This window comes from Paenibacillus aurantiacus (assembly GCF_042431225.1).
Taxonomy (GTDB): domain Bacteria; phylum Bacillota; class Bacilli; order Paenibacillales; family Paenibacillaceae; genus Paenibacillus_Z; species Paenibacillus_Z aurantiacus.
This window is the reverse complement of sequence record NZ_JBHMDO010000041.1, coordinates 21,548-40,880: the sequence shown is the minus strand read 5'-3', so window position 1 is coordinate 40,880 and position 19,333 is coordinate 21,548. Positions and strand designations below refer to the sequence as shown.

At 61.1% G+C, this 19,333-nt stretch carries 14 protein-coding genes; 3 read left to right on the top strand and 11 right to left on the bottom strand.

Features of this window, described 5'->3' with window-relative positions:
- Window positions 1-71: 71 nt before the first annotated feature.
- The 8 genes from ACFFSY_RS25205 to ACFFSY_RS25170 form a co-directional block, all read right to left on the bottom strand.
- Window positions 72-3,140 (bottom strand): peptidase domain-containing ABC transporter, encoded by a 3,069-nt coding sequence (locus ACFFSY_RS25205; RefSeq protein ID WP_377499343.1) that lies wholly within the window; start codon window positions 3,138-3,140, stop codon window positions 72-74.
- A gap of 1 nt (window position 3,141) precedes the next feature.
- Window positions 3,142-3,918, bottom strand: coding sequence for a peptidylprolyl isomerase (locus ACFFSY_RS25200; protein WP_377499341.1), 777 nt, complete (start codon window positions 3,916-3,918; stop codon window positions 3,142-3,144).
- Window positions 3,919-4,882: 964 nt separating this feature from the next.
- Complete coding sequence (locus ACFFSY_RS25195; protein WP_377499339.1) at window positions 4,883-5,302, bottom strand: PaaI family thioesterase; 420 nt, start codon at window positions 5,300-5,302, stop codon at window positions 4,883-4,885.
- Between the two features lie 118 nt (window positions 5,303-5,420).
- Entirely contained in the window at window positions 5,421-7,109 is a 1,689-nt protein-coding gene (locus ACFFSY_RS25190; protein ID WP_377499337.1) for a long-chain-fatty-acid--CoA ligase, read from the bottom strand.
- 33 nt (window positions 7,110-7,142) lie between these two features.
- The gene (locus ACFFSY_RS25185) at window positions 7,143-8,924 is read right to left on the bottom strand and encodes an acyl-CoA dehydrogenase FadE (protein WP_377499335.1); all 1,782 of its coding nucleotides are present in this window, start codon (window positions 8,922-8,924) and stop codon (window positions 7,143-7,145) included.
- Window positions 8,925-9,444: 520 nt separating this feature from the next.
- Window positions 9,445-10,626, bottom strand: coding sequence for an acetyl-CoA C-acyltransferase (locus tag ACFFSY_RS25180; protein ID WP_377499333.1), 1,182 nt, complete (start codon window positions 10,624-10,626; stop codon window positions 9,445-9,447).
- Between the two features lie 25 nt (window positions 10,627-10,651).
- Window positions 10,652-13,048 carry a 3-hydroxyacyl-CoA dehydrogenase/enoyl-CoA hydratase family protein gene (locus ACFFSY_RS25175; RefSeq protein WP_377499331.1) on the bottom strand — a complete coding sequence of 799 codons (2,397 nt, stop codon included), beginning with the start codon at window positions 13,046-13,048 and terminating at the stop codon, window positions 10,652-10,654.
- A gap of 433 nt (window positions 13,049-13,481) precedes the next feature.
- A complete protein-coding gene (locus tag ACFFSY_RS25170; RefSeq protein ID WP_377499329.1) occupies window positions 13,482-15,623 on the bottom strand; it encodes a (Fe-S)-binding protein in 2,142 nt (713 codons plus the stop codon).
- A 436-nt stretch (window positions 15,624-16,059) separates the two neighbouring features.
- Between ACFFSY_RS25170 and fadR the strand changes: the two genes are divergently transcribed.
- Genes fadR through ACFFSY_RS25155 form a run of 3 tightly spaced genes read left to right on the top strand, consistent with a single transcriptional unit; the run spans window position 16,060 to window position 18,464 of the window.
- Window positions 16,060-16,644, top strand: a complete 585-nt coding sequence (gene fadR / locus ACFFSY_RS25165; protein WP_377499327.1) for a fatty acid metabolism transcriptional regulator FadR — start codon at window positions 16,060-16,062, stop codon at window positions 16,642-16,644.
- A 44-nt stretch (window positions 16,645-16,688) separates the two neighbouring features.
- On the top strand, window positions 16,689-17,459 hold the full coding sequence (locus ACFFSY_RS25160) for an electron transfer flavoprotein subunit beta/FixA family protein (protein ID WP_377499325.1): 771 nt from the start codon (window positions 16,689-16,691) through the stop codon (window positions 17,457-17,459).
- 30 nt (window positions 17,460-17,489) lie between these two features.
- Window positions 17,490-18,464, top strand: coding sequence for an electron transfer flavoprotein subunit alpha/FixB family protein (locus tag ACFFSY_RS25155; protein WP_377499323.1), 975 nt, complete (start codon window positions 17,490-17,492; stop codon window positions 18,462-18,464).
- A gap of 149 nt (window positions 18,465-18,613) precedes the next feature.
- Here ACFFSY_RS25155 and ACFFSY_RS25150 read toward each other — a convergent pair whose 3' ends face one another.
- The 3 genes from ACFFSY_RS25150 to ACFFSY_RS25140 all read right to left on the bottom strand — a co-directional run bounded on the left by ACFFSY_RS25150 (window position 18,614) and on the right by ACFFSY_RS25140 (window position 19,326).
- Window positions 18,614-18,769: a hypothetical protein gene (locus ACFFSY_RS25150; protein ID WP_377499321.1), complete on the bottom strand. Its 156-nt coding sequence runs from the start codon at window positions 18,767-18,769 to the stop codon at window positions 18,614-18,616.
- Between the two features lie 110 nt (window positions 18,770-18,879).
- The gene (locus ACFFSY_RS25145; RefSeq protein ID WP_377499319.1) at window positions 18,880-19,074 is read right to left on the bottom strand and encodes a hypothetical protein; all 195 of its coding nucleotides are present in this window, start codon (window positions 19,072-19,074) and stop codon (window positions 18,880-18,882) included.
- 39 nt (window positions 19,075-19,113) lie between these two features.
- Window positions 19,114-19,326: a hypothetical protein gene (locus ACFFSY_RS25140; RefSeq protein ID WP_377499317.1), complete on the bottom strand. Its 213-nt coding sequence runs from the start codon at window positions 19,324-19,326 to the stop codon at window positions 19,114-19,116.
- Window positions 19,327-19,333: the final 7 nt, after the last annotated feature.

Sequence of the window (19,333 nt, the reverse complement as noted above, 5' to 3'; positions counted from 1 at the left end):
AAGTCCTAGCTTCCGCCGCATGAAAAAACGACCGCGCGGCTTACGCCGCGCGATCGTCGCTACGTTCGTTCCTAAGACACGCTCTGCTGGTTCACCAAATAATAATACATTCCCTTGCGTGCCAGCAGCTCCTCGTGCGTGCCCGCTTCGGCGATCATGCCGCCGTCAAGGACCAGAATGAGGTCCGCATTCCGGATCGTGCTCAGCCGATGCGCGATGATCAGCGTCGTGCGGCCGCTCAGCATCTGTTCCATGTTCTGCTGGATGATCCGCTCCGATTCCGTGTCGAGCGCGCTCGTCGCCTCGTCGAAGATCAGGATGCGCGGGTCGTTCAGCAGGGCGCGGGCGATGACGATCCGCTGTCGCTGTCCGCCGGAGAGGCGCATGCCGCCTTCGCCGATCATCGTGTCGTAGCCGAGCGGCAGCGACGCGATGAAGTCGTGCGCCCCCGCCAGCTGCGCCGCACGCTCGACGTCCTCCTGCGACGCGGATACGCCTGCCCCCGCGGCATGCAGCTCGATGTTGTCCCGCACGCTCGCCCGGAAGATGACCGTCTCCTGCTGCACGACGCCGACCTGCTTGCGGATCGACGCCGCGTGCACGCCCGAGAGCGGGTAGCCGTCGATCGCGATCGACCCGCTCGTCGGCTCCAGCAGCTTGAGCAGCAGATTCGCGAGCGTCGACTTGCCCGAGCCGCTCCGGCCGACGAGCGCGACGGTCTGGCCAGGCTGGATTTCGACGTTCATGTTTTGCAAAATCATTTTGCCGCCCCGGTAGTATTGGAACGACACGTTATCGAACCGGATATGGCCGCGAATGCTCGGCAGCGTCCGCATCGGCTCCGGCGCGGGATGCTCGGGCGTCGACTCGTACACGTCGTTCAGCCGCTCCATCGAGATGCGCGCCTCGGACAGTGTACCGGTCATATGCGAGATCGCCTCCAGCGCGTGCATGAACGAGGCGAACAGCACGGTGAACGCAACCAGTTCGCCGACGCTGAGCGTCTCCGCCAACACGAACCGGGAGCCGAAGTAGAGCAGCGCCACATTGCTGAGCGCGCTTAGCAGCGCTTGGCCCGAGGTCAGCCACAGCGTCAGCCGGCTCCCCTCGAAGCGAAGCCGCAGCAGCTCGGTTAGCTTATCCAGCAGCTTGCCCCGGACCGCCCGCTCCATCGCGAGTCCCTTCACCGTCTGAATCGCGCCGATCGCCTCGACCACCTGCGTCTGCGACTCGCCCTCGGCCAGCATCTGCTTGCGGTAGTTCCGCCGCACCTTCGGCAGCAGCACCGCGTACAGCAGGACGTAGACCGGAATGACCGCCAAGGCGATGAACGCCAAGGCCGCGTTATAGTAGAACATGAGGCCGCCGTAGACGAGCAGCGTTAGCGCGTCGAGCGCAAGCTGTATGCCGTGGTCGGTCAGCAGCTGCCGCACCTTCTCGTTCTCATAGACGCGGGTAATAATATCCCCGGACGTCCGCTTGGTGAAATACGTATACGGCAGCCGGAACAGATGCCGGTAGAAGTTCTCCAGCATCGCCCGGTCGATCCGGTAAGCCAGCTTGCCGATCAGCAGCTGCCGGATCGCGATGCCCGCCGCGCTCGAGAGCGCAAGCGCGATCATCGCCAGCAGCAGCACGTGCAGCAGCGGCATATCCCGCGCATCCAGCACCCGGTCGAAAATCTGCTGCGTCATGACCGGGAATGCGAGATAGACGAGCTCGATCAAGACCGATAGGGCGACCGCCGGAATGAGCAGCCCTGCGAACGGCTTGAACGTGGCGGCGTACCGGCTCCATAAGCTCTCTTCGTCGTCCAACCGCACCAGCTTGTCCGTCGGCTCAAGCGTGACGACAAGTCCGGTCCAATGCTTCGCCAGCTTCTCCTTCGTGATCGTCTCCGCGTCGCCCACGGCCGGATCGGCGATGACCGCCCCGTCTGGGCGAACGTCGTAGACAACGACATAATGGTTGCCGTTCCAGTGCGCGATGAACGGCAGCGGCATATCGGCCAGCTGGGCCGCCGTAATCTTCAATCCCTTCGTCTCGAAGCCGAGCGACTCGCCCGTCTCGGTCAGCGACAGCATCGACGTGCCTTCTACCCCGACATTGCACCGCTCCCGCATCCGGTTGACGCTCGCCTTCATGCCGTAATACCGGGCGACCATCGTCAGGCATGTCGGCCCGCAGTCCATCTCGTTCTGCTGCATCAGCGCCGGGTACCGCTTGCGGCCAAGCAGCCGCAGACGGCTAAGCGGCTTCGGCGCGACCTCGCGCTCCGGATCGAGCGCCGCTTCCGCGGATGCCGCGACTTCGTCTTCTTCATTCGCCATGACCGGCATCGGCGCCGCCGAATAATGCGCGGAGATGCGGCGGATCGAATCCAGGATGACGGGATACCGGACGATCAGCTCGTCGAAGTCCGCCTTGGCCAGCCGGAATGCCGTCACCTCGCCCGACGCGCGGATGCTCGCCTTGCGCGGCGCGCCCGTCAGCAGCGCCAGCTCGCCGAAGAAGTCGCCCGGATACAGCCGGTTGACGACCTGCCGCTCCGCCCCGATCTCCACGTCGACCGTGCCGGACTTCAGAATATAGAAGGAGTCGCCCTCGTCGCCTTCGCGCACGAGCAGCTCGCCAGGCCCGTAATCGCAGATGCCCAGATGGTCCAGCAGCGAGCGAATCGCCGAGGAATCGACGTGCGTGAAGACGGTGTTATTCTTCAGGAAGGCATTCAGCGCCTCGGATGAGATGAACTGGCGCATGTAATTCGCAAGCACCGGATGAGCGCTGAGCACCGCCTCGAATTGCTCGCGGCCCACGCGCAGCACCGTGAGCGCCGTCGATGCCCGGATGGCGATGTCCGAGCGTTCCTCGCCCAGCAGGCCGTGTTCGCCGAAATGCTCGCCCGGCCCCACCAGTCCCAGATTGCTCTCCTTCCGCCCTTCGCCGATGCCGATCTTGCGCGCCTGGCCGTCGACAATGACATAGAACGCGTCGACCGGGACGTCGTGCGGCACGACCGTCTCGCCCATGCGATACCGCTCGGTCCGCATCTCGGCGGCCAAAGCCGTTTTCTCCTCCGTTGAGAGCAGATTGAACAGCGGCACGCGATGCAAATAGTCCATGTTGTCCATAACCGCCATCCTACGCCTCCGCTCCCTTCCATAGACTTACGCGAACTTCCGCTTCCGACGTACGCTGCTCCAGCATGTCTGCGAATAGAATCCCGCGAATCGCCTCGCTCGTCTCTTCGTCCAGCTCGGCCGGCCGCAGCGATTCGATCAGGACGAGCATATAGCCGGATTGCGTCTCCATCGGTCCGAGCACGTCGCCGGCTTGCCCGCCGAACACCGCCGTCGCGAGCTCCGCTCCCAGCTCGTCCCGCCCGAATTCGCCGGCATAGCCGCCCGCCATGCGGGTCGACTCCTCCTGCGAGAAGGCACGCGCCAGCTTGAAGAACGGTTCGCCCTCCTCCAGGCGGAAGAAGAGCTCCATCGCTTCGCCATGTTCCGAGACAAGCAGCCGCGAGATCTCCGCACGGTCGAACATCGCGCGATGCTCGTGGAAATACCGTGCGATCTGCTCCTCCCCGATAAGCGCCGCCGCCAGCTTCCGCTTCACGATGTCCGCGCGCAGAAAGTCCGTCACGTCGCCCAGCTGCAGGCCATGCTGCTGCAGCCATTCGTTCGTCCGGGCCGCCGTGTATAGTCCCAGGCGCTTGCGGTAATCGTTCAACGCGGCTCCGGTCTCTTCTTGGGTGGCCGCAATCCCCGCTTCCTCCGCCCATGCCGCGATCACCGCGCGCTCGATGCTCTGCTCCAACGCGTGCAGCGATCCGGACAGCAGATCGTGCCGAAGCAAATCCATATACGTAATGACGCGGCCGCCGACGCGTGCCGCTTCGAATTCCAACTGGTCCATCCGTCCCACTTCTTTCTTCCTATCGATCTACTTATTATAGCAAGGACATCCCGTGCGTAATAGATAGTTGGATCGGCATTCGCCTAGAAGGGGCTTCGCCCCTTTGACCCCATTTTTGCTGGTCCCTCCCCCTTGGTGGTCCCTCCCCCTTCCCCCTCCGCCGCAATGCTGTCAGGATAAGCGCGCCGGGACTTGGTAGGAGATTGCTCGTTCACAGGACGTTTGGGCTCCCGATAACGACGTCTATGTCACTATTGCTCGTTCACAGGACGTTTGTGCTCCCGATAACGACGTCTATGTCGCTATTGCTCGTCTGCGGGCCATATGGGCACCCAATAACGACGTCTATGTCGCTATTGCTCGTTCACAGGTCGTCTGGGCTTCCGATAACGACGTCTACGTCGCTATTGTTCGTCCGCATGCCGCCCATTCTCCATCTGAATGTTTCTCCTTAACCTGACAGCATTCCCCTCCGCCAAGGGGAACCAAAGGACTTTGCCCTCTGGACTCCCTTTTTCGTGCTGGCACGTAGGGTTGTGGACGGCGGGGGAGTTCGTCGTGGGCACGCTTTTGTCCTCGCGGACAAAGCTTCAGCGGGTATCGAAAACCATCCGAAAACATAAACCTGTCAACTATAGGCCATGGGTGGCTTCATCGGTCGGTTTCCTTAACCTGACAGCATTGCTCTATCCGTAAGAAGGCCATGGCAAAAAGGACGGGTTGCCCCGTCCTTCTCTCGAAATACAGTTCCGCGCATAAAGTCATTTTGTATTTCTCAACGCGGAATGCTGCATTCCCAATCCTTGGATTGTGAACGCAAACCAATCCGCTTACCGACCGCGGAATGCTGCATTCCCAATCCTTGGATTGTGAACGCAAACCAATCCGCTTATCCCTCTCTATTGTACCAACCTCCGCGCGGGCTGCTGTATACCGCTTTCGGGGTATATTCGCTAAGGCCGGCTCAGCCTTTGCGCTCCAGCACGCGGAACGAAGCGGTCGCCAGCGACAGCAGCTTGCCATCTTCGCCGGTCAGCCGCCCTTCGGCCGTGATCATGCGGCCGCTCATATGCGCGATCGACGCGATTGCCGTCACCCGTCCGACCTTGGCCGGCGCCGTGAAATGGATGTTCAAGCTTGAGGTCACCACGTCTTCGCCCGGACGCGCGCTCATCGCGATCATGCCCATCGCCGTATCGAGCAGCGACGTATGCACGCCCCCGTGCAGGATGCCGATCATATTGAGATGATGCTCCCGAATGTCCAGACCGATAACGACCTCGCGTTCGTCTTGACGGATGAGCTCGCAGCCGAGATAGCCCCAGAACGTGCGGCTCGCCAGCTCCAGCACCGCCTCGTCATACAAGCCTTTAGCCTTATCCATCCGATGCTCCTCCTTTCAGCCGTACGTACGCGCGGGGTCGCGGCCAGAGCCGGGGACGGCGCGAAGTTTGGCGTCGCATGAAACCGGTAACCGTTCGACCGTCGCGTCCGTCCCGCCTCTATTTCACCGTCCGCGCCTCCTCGTTCTGCTTCTCTTCCTCCACGAGCTTGCGGCGCAGCACCTTCCCCGCGATCGACTTCGGCAGACTGTCGCGGAATTCGTAGATGCGCGGTACTTTGTAGGCAGCCAGCCGCTCCTTGCACCACGCCTTCAGCTCCGCATCGGTCAACGTCGCGCCCTCGCGCAGCACGACGTACACTTTGACCGTCTCGCCCCGGTATTGATCCGGCACGCCGAGCACGACGCATTCCTCGACGGACGGGTGCTCGAACAGCACTTCCTCGATCTCCCGCGGGAAAATGTTGTAGCCCCCGGCGATGATCATATCCTTCATCCGGTCCATGATGAAGAAATAGCCGTCCTCGTCCATCCGCGCCATGTCGCCCGTCCGCAGCCAGCCGTCCTTCAGCACCTTATTCGTCTCGTCCGGCCGCTGCCAGTAGCCCTTCATGACCTGCGGCCCGCGCACGGCGAGCTCGCCCATCATGCCCGTCGGCAAATCCTCCCCCGTCTCAGGATGGACGATTTTGGCGATCGTATCCGGGAAGGGGACGCCGATCGAGCCTTTTTTGCGATGCTCCCAAATCGGGTTCGCGTGCGTGACCGGCGACGCTTCGGTCAGCCCGTAGCCTTCGATCAGACGCCCGCCGGTAATCGCCTCGAACCGCTCCTGCACCTCATGCGGAAGCGGAGCGGCGCCGCTGATGCAAATGTTGATCGACGACAGGTCGTATTCGCGGATCTTCGGGTGGTTGATGAGCGCGATGTACATCGTCGGCGCGCCCGGGAAGATCGTCGGCTTGCGTTTGGCGATCGTCTGCAATATCGTCTCGACTTCAAACCGCGGCACAAGCAGCATTTCGCCCCCGATCATGACCGCTTGGTTCAACAGGACGGTGAGGCCGAAGACGTGGAAGAATGGAAGCGCTGCCAAATATCGTTCTTGGCCGGGTACGACTTTGTACGCCCATAGGCTTGACTGTATCGTGTTGGCAACCATGTTCGAGTGGGTGAGCATAACGCCCTTCGAGACGCCGGTCGTGCCGCCCGTGTATTGCAGCAGCGCAAGATCGTTGTCGGCGTCCACTTCCGCATGAACGGGTGAAGCCGATTGGGCGCGCAGAAACTTCGGGAAGGCGTGAATCCGCCCGCCGTACTGCACCTCACGGTCCACGCCGTCCTTCTTAGCTTTGATCGGGTAGAGCAGATTCTTCGGGAACGGCAGGTAGTCCTTGATCGACCCGACGATGAGCGGTACGTCGGCCATGCCCGTCACGGCGCTCATCACCTTGCGGAACAGCAGGTCGAGCGTGACGATCAGCACGGCGCCGGCGTCCTTCAGCTGATGCTCGAGCTCCCTCTGCATATAGAGCGGATTGGTCATGACGACCGTGCCGCCTGCCAGCAGCGTGCCGTAATACGCGATGACCAGCTGGGGGCAATTGGGCAGCACGATGGCCACCCGGTCCCCCTTCTTCACGCCGAGCCCGCGGATGCCGTGGGCGAACCGGTATGCGGCCTGCAGCAGCTCGGCATACGTCACTTTCTTGTCCATGAAGCTGAGGGCCGCATGGTTCGGATAACGGGAGGCCGATTCCACGAGGAAATCGGCCAGATTTTGCTTAGGATACGGGTAAGTCGAAGGCACTTCTTGCGGATAATGAAGGTACCATGGCTGTTGTGACAAAACCCATCACCTCTTCGGTTTCGAAAATCGCTCCTACACGGAATACGATTCGGATTGGATGACGCGCGCCGCGATTTGGCGCTTGAGCTGCACGGTGTTGACCGAGCTGCGGCGCGTGAGCTTCTTCAGCACGGACAGCTGGGTGCGGAGCATGTCGCCGGTCTCGATTGTCGACAGGATTTCTTTCGCCAAGCTTTCGATCTCCGCGAACGCCTCGTGGATGAATACGCGCGTCATCGCGATCGCCTGCGCCGACTTCTCTTCGCCCTGCTTGTCGATCGCTTTCTGCGTCCGCAGCAGCGCGCTCTCCATCGCGAAGATCTGGATCATGATGTCCGCCAGGGCGCTCAGCGACTCCTGCTCCTGCTCGAGCTTCGGCCCGAACTTCTGCACTGCCGTACCGCCTGCCATGAGGAAGATCTTCTTCGCCATGCCGACCAAGTGCGCCTCTTCCTCCAGCGTCCCCTCGAACAGTTGGCCCGGGATGAGCTGCAGCAGCTCGCCTTGCAGCGCCTGCGCCTTCTGGAGGAGCGGCAGCTCGCCTTTCAACGCGCGCTTCACGAGCGTTCCCGGGATGAGGAGGCGGTTGATTTCGTTCGTGCCTTCGAAAATACGGTTAATGCGCGAGTCGCGGTAGATGCGCTCGACTTTGTATTCTTGAATGAAGCCGTAGCCGCCGTGAATTTGGACGCCCTCGTCCGCCACGAAGTCGAGCACCTCGGAGCCGAACACTTTGTTGATCGAGCATTCGATGGCGTATTCGGCGATCGCCTTCGCAGACAGGCCGCCCGCTTCAGGCGAGTTGTGGTCGATGTCCGCGAGACCCGCGTCCATCAGGCCGGCCGTCCGGTAGATGACGCTCTCGAGCACGTACGTCTTCGTGTTCATCTCGGCCAGCTTTTTGCCGATGAGCGGGAACGAGGAGATCGGCTTGCCGAACTGGGTGCGCTCATTGGCGTATTTCGCGCTCAGGTCGATCGCTTCCTTCGCCGCGCCGAGGCAGCCGACGGCAAGCTTGTATCGGCCAATGTTCAGGATATTGAAGGCGATGAGATGGCCTTTGCCGACCTCCCATAACAAGTTCTCGACCGGCACCTTTACATCCTCCAGGATGAGCGGGCGCGTCGAGCTTCCTTTGATCCCCATCTTCTTCTCTTCCGGTCCGAGGCTGACGCCCTCCATCTCGCGCTCGACGATGAACGTGCTGAAGTGCTGGCCGTCTACCTTCGCATATACGATGAACACGTCCGCGAAGCCGGCGTTCGTGATGAACTGCTTCGTGCCGTTCAGCACGTAGTGCGTGCCGTCCTCGGACAGCTTCGCCGTCGCCTTCGCGCCGAGCGCGTCGGAGCCGGAGGACGGCTCCGTGAGGCAGTACGCCGCGATGCGGGCGCCGCTCGCCAGATCCGGCAAGTACTTGCGCTTCTGCTCGGGCGAGCCGAAGTAGACGATTGGGAGCGTGCCGATGCCGACGTGCGCGCCGATCGAGAGCGCGAAGGATGCCGCGCGGGACAGCTTCTCGCTGATGAGCGTGGAGCTGACCTTGTCGAGACCGAGGCCGTCGAACGCTTCCGGCACGTCCGCGCTCAGCAGGCCGAGCTCGCCGGCCTTGCGCATAAGCTTCACGGTGAGGTCGTAGTCCAGCTTCTCCAGGTGCTCATCCACGGGCAGCACGTCGCGCTCGACGAATTCCGCCGTCGTCTCGGCGATCATGCGCTGCTCTTCGGTCAGATCTTCCGCGGTGACGATGGAACGGAAATCGAAGTCTTGAATGACGAAGCTGCCTCCGACGACTTTGTCGAACGTTTTATCCATAGGGGAAAACCTCCTGAAATTTGGTGTTATAAGGTGGACCTGAAAAACGTTCGAAACACGTCGCTTCGCCGGATGGAATGTTCTTACGATCGCTGTTGTCCCCGGATTTATTGGAATGAACTCGGTAACGGTTTATATCCGGGGACAAAGGCGAACGCTGCGGGTGATTGGTTTGCTTTCCAGAAGTCGGAAAGCAGCATTCACCCACGCTTCTCCAGAATCATTCATCCTTGCTGCGCTCGTTGTTTCACCATGTCAGATCAACCTTATAAAGGATGCATTTCATTGTTTACTGAGCAGCAGGTGAAGAGAAGCTTCGCGTCTTCTCTTCGGGTTGGATAGACCTTCGTGGCGCCATCGGCCTGGCTTTCAACTTTGGCTTCCGCGCTTGCTCACGATGACCTTGCGATGTCTTATCGCCACCAATGCGGCAGAAGCTAGCTCTCGTCTAACGAGGTAGCCCGATGCGATGGACTCTCCGAGAGGAACCGACGCTATGGTAGTCGCCCGCTTCCCGCGCTTACTCCGGATATACCTCGAACACGCCTGCCGCGCCCATGCCGCCGCCGATGCACATGGAGACGACGCCGTGGCCGCCGCCGCGTCTGCGCAGCTCGTAGATGAGGCTCGCCGTCAGCTTCGTACCCGTGCAGCCAAGCGGGTGGCCGAGCGCGATCGCGCCGCCGTTGACGTTGACTTTGTCCTCGTCGATCTCGAGCGCGCGGATGATGTGCAGGCACTGGGAAGCGAACGCTTCGTTGATCTCGAACAGGTCGACCTCTCCGACGGAGAGACCGGCTTTCTTCAGCGCCTTCGGGATCGCTTCGACCGGGCCGACGCCCATGATGTCCGGATCGACGCCCGCGAGGGCGAACGACTTGAACGCGGCGAGCGGCTTGAGGCCCAGCTCGTCGGCCCGCTCGCGGCTCATGACGAGCACCGCCGCGCCGCCGTCGCTCATCTGCGACGCGTTGCCCGCGGTGACGCTGCCGGTCGGCTTGAACGCCGGACGCAGCTTGGCAAGTCCCTGCTCGGTCGTGTCCGGGCGGACGCCTTCGTCCATCTCGAGCACGAGCTTCTTCTCCCACGCCTTACCGTTATCGAACCCGCGGACGCTCGTCGCGACCGGCACGATCTCTTCCTTGAACGCCCCGCGCGCCAGCGCCGCCGCTGCCTTGCGATGGCTATTGGCCGCGAAGCGGTCTTGGTCCTCGCGAGAGATGCCGAAGCGGTCCGCGACGTTCTCCGCTGTATGACCCATGCCGATGTAGATATCCGGCCGCTCGTCGACGATGACCGGATGCGGCGCCGGCTTGAAGCCCGCCATCGGCACATGGCTCATGCTCTCGACGCCGCCGGCGATGATGACGTCCGCGCCCCCGCTCATGATGCGCTCCGCCGCGAAGGCGATCGACTGCAGCCCGGAGGAACAGAACCGGTTGATCGTCAGCGCCGGCACCGTCGACGGGAAGCCCGCGTACAGCGACATGATCCGCGCGAAGTTGAGCCCCTGCTCGCCCTCCGGCATGGCGCAGCCGATAATAATATCCTCGACGTCTTCCTTGTTCACGCCCGGCGCGCGATCGATGACCGCCTCGAGCACCGCCTTGCCGAGATCCTCGGCCCGCGTGTGCACGAAGCTCCCTTTCTTGGCGCGGCCCACCGGCGTCCGCGCGACCGATACGATGACTGCTTCTCTCATGCGTTTGTTCGCCCTCCTTCGGGTATTAGTTGCGAAGCGCTTTGCCCTTGGCAAGCATGTGCTGCATCCGCTGCTGCGTCTTCGGTTCGCCGCATAGGCTCAGGAACGCCTCGCGCTCGAGGTCCAGCATATATTGCTCGGTGACGAGCGTGTTCGCCGGCACGTCGCCGCCCGCAAGGACGTGCGCCAGCTTCTTGGCGATGAGCAGATCGTGGTCGCTAATGTAGCCGCTCTGGTGCATGCCGAGCGCGCCCATCTTCAGCACCGCTTTGCCGTCCGAGCCGACGACGCGAATCTTCTGCGGCTGCGGCGCCTCGTAGCCGGCCTGCGTCAGGCGGAGCGCGGCCTGCTTCGCTTCGTAGATCAGGTAGTCCTGGTTCATGATGACGCGGTCGTTGCTTCTCAGATAGCCGAGCTTGCGCGCATCGTGCGCGCTGGTCGAGACTTTCGCCGTACCGATATTCATGAACAGCTGGTTGATGTGCGGCTGCAGGTCCACCTCCGGATTCGGGTTCGCCTGGCTGAGGCGCAGCGTCAACTCCTTACAGCCGCCGCCTGCCGGGATGAGACCGACCCCGACTTCGACGAGGCCGAAGTACGTCTCCGCGAACAGCGCCACCTCGTCGGCCGGCAAGCATACCTCCACGCCGCCGCCGAGCGTCATCCGGTGCGGCGCCGCCACGACCGGCTTCTCGAAATGCTTCAGCTTCATCATCGTGTCCTGGAACAGGCGGATGATCGCGTCGACTTCATCCCACTCCTCGTCCTGCGCTTCCATGAGCAGCAGCATGATGTTGGCGCCGACGCAGAAGTTGCGCCCTTCGTTGGCGATGATGAGCGAGTCGTAATTCTTGCGCACTTCCTCGACGCTCTGCTGGATCATCAGGAGAATGTCCGCGCCGATCGCATTGTTCGGCGAGTGGAATTCGAGCGCCGCCACGCCGTCGCCGACGTCGATCAGGCTCGCGCCGCTGTTGCCGCGAATGACTTTATTTTGCTCCTTCAGCGCGCGCAGCGAGATGATCTCGCGCGGCTGCTCCACGGCGCGGAACTTGCCTTCGTACGCATACGCAACGCTGCCCGCTTCCTTCTGGTAGAACGACTTGTTGCCTTCAGCGATCCATGCCTTCACCCATGCCGGCACCTGCGTCCCTTCGGCTTCCATCCGCTCGACGGAGCGAACGAGGCCGATCGCGTCCCACAGCTCGAACGGGCCGAGCTCCCAGCTGAAGCCCCATTTCATCGCCTTGTCGATGTCATTGATCGTATCGGCGATCTCGCCGACCTTCTCCGCCGCGTAGACGAGCGTAAGCTTCACGATCTCCCAAGCGGCTTCCGAATACTTGTCTTTGCCGCCGAGCAGCGCCTTCGTCTTCTCCTTCGCTCCTTTGGCCGCCTTGGACGCTTCGAGCGAAGCGGACGACGGCTTCTTACCCTTCGCATAGTCCATCGTGACCAGATCGAGCGACAGAATCTCGCTGCCCTTCTCGCCTTTTACTTTCTTATAGAAACCGCTGCCCGCCTTCTCGCCGATCCAGCCGCGCGCCACCATATCCTTCAGCAGCTGCGAAGGCTCGAACACCGCCTTCTCCGCTTCGTTGTCGACTTTCTCGAACACGTTGTTCGCGACGTGAACGAAGGTGTCGATGCCGACTAGGTCGAGCGTCCGGAACGTCGCGCTCTTCGGCCGGCCCATCGCAGGACCCGTGATCGCGTCGATCTCGTCGACGGTCAGTCCTTTGTCCGCCATCACCTGCAGCGTCGCGAGCAGCCCGTAAGTGCCGATCCGGTTGCCGACGAAGTTCGGCGTATCCTTGGCGACGACGACGCCTTTGCCGAGCACACGCTCGGAGAACGCCGACATGTGGCTTACGATCGCCGGGTCCGTCTGCTCGCCCGGGATGATCTCCATCAGCTTCATGTACCGCGGCGGGTTGAAGAAGTGCGTGCCCAAGAAATGCGACTTGAACGCATCGCCCCGGCCTTCGGCCATCGCATTGATCGAGATGCCCGACGTATTAGAGCTGACGATAGTGCCCGGCTTCCAGTGGGCTTCGATCTTCTCGAGCAGGCTTTGCTTCACAGCCAAGTTCTCGACGACGACTTCGATGACCCAATCGACATCCTTGATCCGGTGCAGATCGTCCTCGATGTTGCCCGGCGTAATGCGGGAGACGAACGCGTCGTCGTACAGCGGCGACGGCTTGATGGACGGCAGCTTGGCGAGCGCGCCCGCCGCCAGCCTGTTGCGGACCGCCGGGGAGTCGAGCGTCAGCCCTTTCGCTTCTTCCTCCGCGGTCAAGGATTTCGGAACGATGTCGAGCAGCAGGCTCGGAATGCCTGCGTTCGCCAGATGCGCGGCAATGCTCGCGCCCATGACGCCAGAGCCGATTACGGCGGCTTTCGAAATTTGTGCTGCCATGCGGATGATCCCTCCTGAATGGTAGTTGACGCCTCCCCCTTCCCCCTCCGCCGAGGGGAACCATAGGGCTTTGCCCTCTGGACTCCCTTTTCGTGCTGGCGTGATGGGTAGTGGATGGCGGATGTTTTCGAGCGAGGCACGCTTTTGTCCTGCGGACAAAGCTTCCGTTTCACGAGACGTTTTCCCTTAACCTAACAGCATTGCCCTCCGCTGAGGGGAACCAAAGGGCTTTGCCCTCGCTTCTGCTTACGAAGTGCGTTTTCCGTTGAAAACCCTTAGGACTCCCCCCTTCGTGCTGGCACGATTGTTCGCGGTCGGAGGGATGGCTTGAGCGGGCGTGTGAAAGCCTGCTAGCCGCAGGCCGTAAGTGGCTTTACCGTACGTTTTTCTTAATCCGTCTGCATTGCCTGAAGGCCCCTCGTCGCAACGCGACTTACGCCGCCCCGAACACCGCCTGCTCCAAAATCTCCGCCACGTCGCGCGCCTTCACGCGGTCGTCAGCGTCCGCAAGCTTCGTGCCGTCCTCGAGCATCGTCAAGCAGAACGGGCACGCGCTGCTGATCATCGTCGGATTCACCTCAAGCGCCTGCTCGGTGCGGGCGAGGTTGACCCTTTTGCCGGCCGTCTCTTCCATCCACATCATGCCGCCGCCGGCGCCGCAGCACATGCCGTTCTCGCGCGTTCTGGCCATCTCGACCAGCTCGACGCCTTGTATCGCACGCAGAATATCCCGCGGCTGATCGTATACATTGTTGTAGCGCCCAAGGTAGCAGGAATCGTGGTACGTAATGCGTTCGTTGACGGTATGCTTCGGCGTCAGGCGCCCTTCCTTCAGCAGCTGATCCAGCAGCTGCGTATGGTGAAGCACTTCCACCCCCTCCAGCCCGAATTCGGGATATTCGTTCTTCAGCGTATTAAAGGTATGCGGACACGCCGTTACGATCTTCCGCACGCCGTACTTCCGGAACGTCTCGATATTCTCGGCGCACAGCTGTTGGAACAGCATCTCGTTGCCCATCCGCCGCGGCGTGTCGCCGGAGTTCTTCTCCTCGTTGCCGAGTATCGCGAAGTTGACGCCCGCTTCGTTCAGCAGGCGGACGAACGCGCGGGATACTTTGCGGGAACGATTGTCGTAGGAGCCCATCGAGCCGACAAAGAACAGGATGTCGAAGTCCGGGTTCTCGCGCACCGTCGGTACCGGGATGCCGCCGATCTCGCCGGTCCACTTGCCGCGATCCGCGCGGCTGATACCCCACGGATTGCCTTGGCGCTCGATGTTCTGCATCGCGCGCTGCCCTTCATGCGGCACGCTGCCCTCCATCAGGACGAGGTGGCGGCGCAGGTCGACGATCTTGTCGACGTGCTCGTTGCCGACCGGGCATTGGTCCTCGCAATTGCGGCACGTCGTACATGCCCAGATCTCCTCCTCGGTCATGACGTCGCCGATGAGCGACATCTCCTCCGGCTTCTTCTCCGACGGCTGCCACGTCTTCTTCTGCCAATCCATCGTCGGACCGATGTTCGTGATGCCCTCGGTCTCCCAGGCCGGCATTGTCTCCGTCGCGCCTTCGGACAGGCTGTGAGCGCTTCCAACTGGGAATGCGAATTCCGGCATCCACGGGGACTTGCTCGTGATCGCAGCGCCCTTCTCGGTGAGGTGGTCGCGCAGCTTCACGATCATATGCATCGGCGAGAGCACCTTGCCGGTGTTCGAGGCCGGGCACACGTTCGTGCATCGTCCGCATTCCACGCAGGCGTAGAAGTCGAGCATCTGTTTCTGCTTGAAGTCTTCGATTTTGCCGACGCCGAACGATTCCGCCTCTTCATCCTCGAGATCGAGCTTGCTCAGCTTGCCGACCGGCTCCACCCGGCCGATGAAGATGTTGACCGGCGCGGTGATGAGGTGAAAATGCTTCGACTGCGGCACGTACACCAGAAACGTCAGCAGGATAAGCAGATGCGCCCACCAGAAAATGAAGAACAGCACTTTCGCCGCCGCTGCCGATAGGCCCGCCGCTGCCGCCGCGATGAGCGACGATACCGGCGCATAGCCGGACGCTTCATGCCCCATCCAGACGCGGTGGAAACCGAGCGACAGGATGACCGTCAACATCAGTGTCGAGATCAGGATGAGGACGATGGCAGGCTTCAGGCCTTTTTTCAATCGGGACAACTTCTCGCCGTAGCGGCGGTAGGCCGCATAGCCCGTCGCCAGCAGGATGAGCAGCACCGTAATCTCCTGCGTCAGCCCGAACGCGCTGTAGCCCGGGATCGGCAGCGGTTCTCCCCCGGACAAGCCGGTATAGATGAGATCGAGCGCGCCGAACTGCAGGATGATGAAGCCGTAAAAAATGACCAGATGCATGATGCCGCTTCGCTTATCCTTCAGCAGCTTCGTATGGCCGAACGCCTGGGTCAGCAGATCGCCCACCCGGCTGCGCCAGTCGAACGGCTTCTCCGGCGGCTTGCCCAGCTTGATGTACAGGTAGCGATGGTAGACGGCCTTATAGAATAACGAAAGGGCGTACCCGACCACCAGAAGGAATGACACGTAAAGCAGCCAAGACAACAGCATGAGCACCCAACCTTTCTTCAGACTCGAATGTAAGCCTTTACATTTACGATAATCAAGGTGAAACGCACTTCGCCGGCTTTTGCGGCGATGCACGTTTCATTCCGGAGAAATACAAGATAATTTATAAGCGAGACATCTTATAAATACTTGTATTTTGAAAAAGGAATGTCCTGCATACCTCATTCGTGTACACGGTCATTCCTTCCATGACCGACATGCCTGCATCTAGACAAGGTGAAGCGGTTGACGCCGTCTTGCGCGGCGAATCTCGTTTCGTTCGAAGCGATTACCCCTCGTTCGTTCCTCTAGCGCGTGCTGCCGTAAAACTTATGCGGATAACATTGACAACGTCCTGCGGATTTCATAAGATGGATTCAAGAAAATGAATGACCATTCATTCAGTTTCTGGTTAGATCTTAACACCGAGGTGCGATTCATGACAAGTAAAAAAATGAATAAATTTGAATTGATCCTCGATGCTGCCGTCAAAGTGTTCGCCGAGAACGGGTACCATGGCTCGCAAGTATCGAAGATCGCTAAGGAAGCCGGCGTGGCGGACGGTACGATCTATTTATATTTCAAGAATAAGGAGGATATCCTCGTTTCCTTATTCCGCGAACGCTTGGGCGAGCTTGTCGGCAAGTTCGAAGCCTCCGCCCGGGAGTCGGCCACCGCCGACGAAGCGCTTCGCCGCATTTGCGAGCTTCATTATACGGAGCTGGAGCAAAACCCTACGCTCGCCTACGTGACCCAGATCGAGCTGCGCCAGAGCTCGCTGGAGCTACGCAAGGCGATCGGCCAGGCGCTCAAGCCGTACATCGACCTGATCGAGAACGTGCTCGTGAAAGGCATGGACGAAGGCACGTTCCGGGCCGGAACGGACGTGAAGCTGACCCGGCTGCTCATCTTCGGCGCGATGGACGAGGTCGTCACCTCTTGGCTCATCTCCGGCCGCAAGTATTCGCTGTCCGGGCAGATCGAGAACACCGTCTCGTTCTTCCTGCGCGCCCTGAAGCCTTAACTTAATTCATCCTAATCATCTTCAATTCGAGAGGAGCATGTCAGATGAATGTCGTCGTACTGCTGAAGCAAACGTTTGACACGGAGGAGAAAATCGTCGTTAGCAATGGGGCCGTATCCGAGGATGGCGTCAAGTTCGTCATTAACCCGTACGACGAATACGCCGTCGAGGAAGCGATCCGTCTGAAGGAAGAGAGCGGCGCGAACAATGTAACCGTGCTGTCCGTCGGCCCTGCCCGTACCGCCGAAGCGCTGCGCACCGCCCTTGCCATGGGCGCAGACGAGGCTGTGCTCATCGAAGATGACCGCATTCCGCAGGACGAGTACGCCGTCTCGGTCGTGCTGGCCGCTTATCTGAAGCAGCAATCGTATGACGTGATCCTCGGCGGCAATTTCTCCGTGGACACCGGCGGCTCGCAGGTGGCCGTCCGTCTGGCCGAGACGCTCGGCATTCCGCATGTCTCCTCCATTACGAAGCTGACCGTGAGCGGCGGTTCGGCCAGCGCCGAGCGCGACGCCGAAGGCGATCTCGAGCGCGTCGACGTGCGGCTGCCGGCTGTGTTCACCGCGCAGCAAGGACTGAACGAGCCGCGCTACCCGTCTCTGCCGGGTATCATGAAGGCGAAGAAGAAGCCGTTCAAGCAGCTGACGCTGGACGATATCGGCGTGTCTGCAGGCGATCTCGAAGCGAAGACCGCGCGTCAATCGCTGTCCCTGCCGCCGAGCCGCCAAGCAGGCCAAATCCTGTCGGGCGATCTCGCCTCCCAGGCCGCGAAGCTGGTCGAGCTGCTCCGCACGCAATCCAAAGCCATTTAATCCGGACGATTCCAAGGGAGGAACCTTAAGATGAGCAAAACGTTTCTGATCGTAGCAGAGCACCGTGACGGCAAGCTTCGTCAGGTTACTTTGGAAGCGCTTCAGGCAGCAGCCAGAAGCGCGCAGGACGGCGACGCGATTCACGCGGTGCTGCTCGGCGGCGGCTTGGATGCGCTGGCATCGGAGCTCGCGGCGTATCCGCTCGCCAACGTGCATGTTATTGAAAACGAGGGGTTAAACGCTTATAACCCCGAAGCTTATGTGCGGGCGCTGACCCCGCTGCTCGACACGCTGAAGCCGGACGGCTTGTTCCTCGGCCATACGGCGATCGGCCGCGACCTCGCGCCGGCGCTCGCCGCGAAGCTGTCGGCCGGCCAGCTGTCCGACGTGACGGCAGTCGAGCAGGAAGGCGGCGAGGTCGTATTCACCCGCCCGATCTATGCGGGCAAGGCGATCGAGAAGAAGACATTCCGCGCCTATCCGTGGGTCGTGACGGTTCGCCCGAACAACATTCCGGCGGCGGCAGCGGCTGGCGGCGGCGCGGCCATCGAGAAGCACGCGGACGCACCGGCGGCCGACCTGCGCACCGTCGTGCGCGACGTCGTACGCAAGACGTCCGGCAAGGTCGACCTGACCGAAGCGAAAGTCATCGTCTCCGGCGGACGCGGCGTGAAGAACGCGGACGGCTTCAAGCCGCTCGAGGAGCTCGCCGACCTGCTCGGCGGCGCGGTCGGCGCTTCGCGCGGCGCGTGCGACGCGGGCTACTGCGACTACGCGCTGCAGATCGGCCAGACCGGCAAAGTCGTCACGCCGGAGATCTACATCGCCTGCGGCATCAGCGGCGCCATCCAGCACGTGGCCGGCATGAGCGGCTCGCGCATCATCATCGCAATCAATAAGGATCCGGAGGCGCCGATCTTCCAGCTGGCCGACTACGGCATCGTCGGCGACCTGTTCGAGGTCGTGCCGCTGCTGACGCAGGAGTTCCGCAAGGCGCTAGCGTAAAGCTAGGCGGGGATGCAGATAGAATGAAAGAGAGCACGCTAGCGGGGAATGGCTCCCCTGCCTGCGTGCTCTCTTTCATTTTGCGCTTGATGTCGCCTATCGGAGTAGGTCTCCCCTGCTTGCGCCCGCTTCGAGATTGCGTTTACGAGTCACCGACTCAGCCGGTCCTCATCCAGCAACCAACCATGCTCCGGCTCACGCCCTCCGACCCTCTCGAAGGCGATCATCGCGCCCAGAAAAATCAATATCGCGGCAAGCGTGCCCAGGCCGATCACCATCGCCATCGGCGCTGCGGCTTGTTCCATAGTCATGTCCCTCCGTTGTTCCATCGCAATACCTTTCTTCTATTCTGATTATGGCAATTACGACGGAACGAGAATAGTACCAAGTTTGGCTGGTACCATCCGCAGCGCAATTACTTCACGTATTTTGCCTTCAACGTATCCACGCAACTTTCGGGCAGCTCCGCAATGCGGCTAGCAGTCTCGACGCTCAGTCCCTCGCGCAGCGCGATGCGGGCGGTGCGAAGCTGATGTTTGATTTTCAACATCCGGCCTTGGAACAGCGTATCTTCGAAATCGAGGAAATCGTCGGCAACCGCCCCTTGCAAGAAAAACTCAATCGCATACGTCCCGATCTGCTGTTCGACTTAAGACACATTCACTGAACAGAGCACGAACGCCTCTTCCCGATGGAAGTCGTACTTAAGGGTGATCGACCGGTCCTCCACGGCGATGAACTCATCGTACAATTTGCCGGAGAACGTCCCAGGTAGTCTTCCCTGTTCTCCTCGCGCCATCGTTTGAAGCAGCGCCAAAATCCTTCTTCGGTTCGTTTCATCGCGCGATGCTCGCGTTCCCACTCCAGCA

Bases quoted from the DNA above. Each gene is read 5' to 3' on its own strand.
- ACFFSY_RS25205 (WP_377499343.1), bottom strand. From the start codon at position 3,140: ATGGCGGTTATGGACAACATGGACTATTTGCATCGCGTGCCGCTGTTC.
- fadR (WP_377499327.1), top strand. From the start codon at position 16,060: ATGACAAGTAAAAAAATGAATAAATTTGAATTGATCCTCGATGCTGCC.
- ACFFSY_RS25155 (WP_377499323.1), top strand. From the start codon at position 17,490: ATGAGCAAAACGTTTCTGATCGTAGCAGAGCACCGTGACGGCAAGCTT.
- ACFFSY_RS25195 (WP_377499339.1), bottom strand. From the start codon at position 5,302: ATGGATAAGGCTAAAGGCTTGTATGACGAGGCGGTGCTGGAGCTGGCG.
- ACFFSY_RS25200 (WP_377499341.1), bottom strand. From the start codon at position 3,918: ATGGACCAGTTGGAATTCGAAGCGGCACGCGTCGGCGGCCGCGTCATT.
- ACFFSY_RS25175 (WP_377499331.1), bottom strand. From the start codon at position 13,048: ATGGCAGCACAAATTTCGAAAGCCGCCGTAATCGGCTCTGGCGTCATG.
- ACFFSY_RS25180 (WP_377499333.1), bottom strand. From the start codon at position 10,626: ATGAGAGAAGCAGTCATCGTATCGGTCGCGCGGACGCCGGTGGGCCGC.
- ACFFSY_RS25150 (WP_377499321.1), bottom strand. From the start codon at position 18,769: ATGGAACAAGCCGCAGCGCCGATGGCGATGGTGATCGGCCTGGGCACG.
- ACFFSY_RS25185 (WP_377499335.1), bottom strand. From the start codon at position 8,924: ATGGATAAAACGTTCGACAAAGTCGTCGGAGGCAGCTTCGTCATTCAA.
- ACFFSY_RS25170 (WP_377499329.1), bottom strand. From the start codon at position 15,623: ATGCTGTTGTCTTGGCTGCTTTACGTGTCATTCCTTCTGGTGGTCGGG.
- ACFFSY_RS25160 (WP_377499325.1), top strand. From the start codon at position 16,689: ATGAATGTCGTCGTACTGCTGAAGCAAACGTTTGACACGGAGGAGAAA.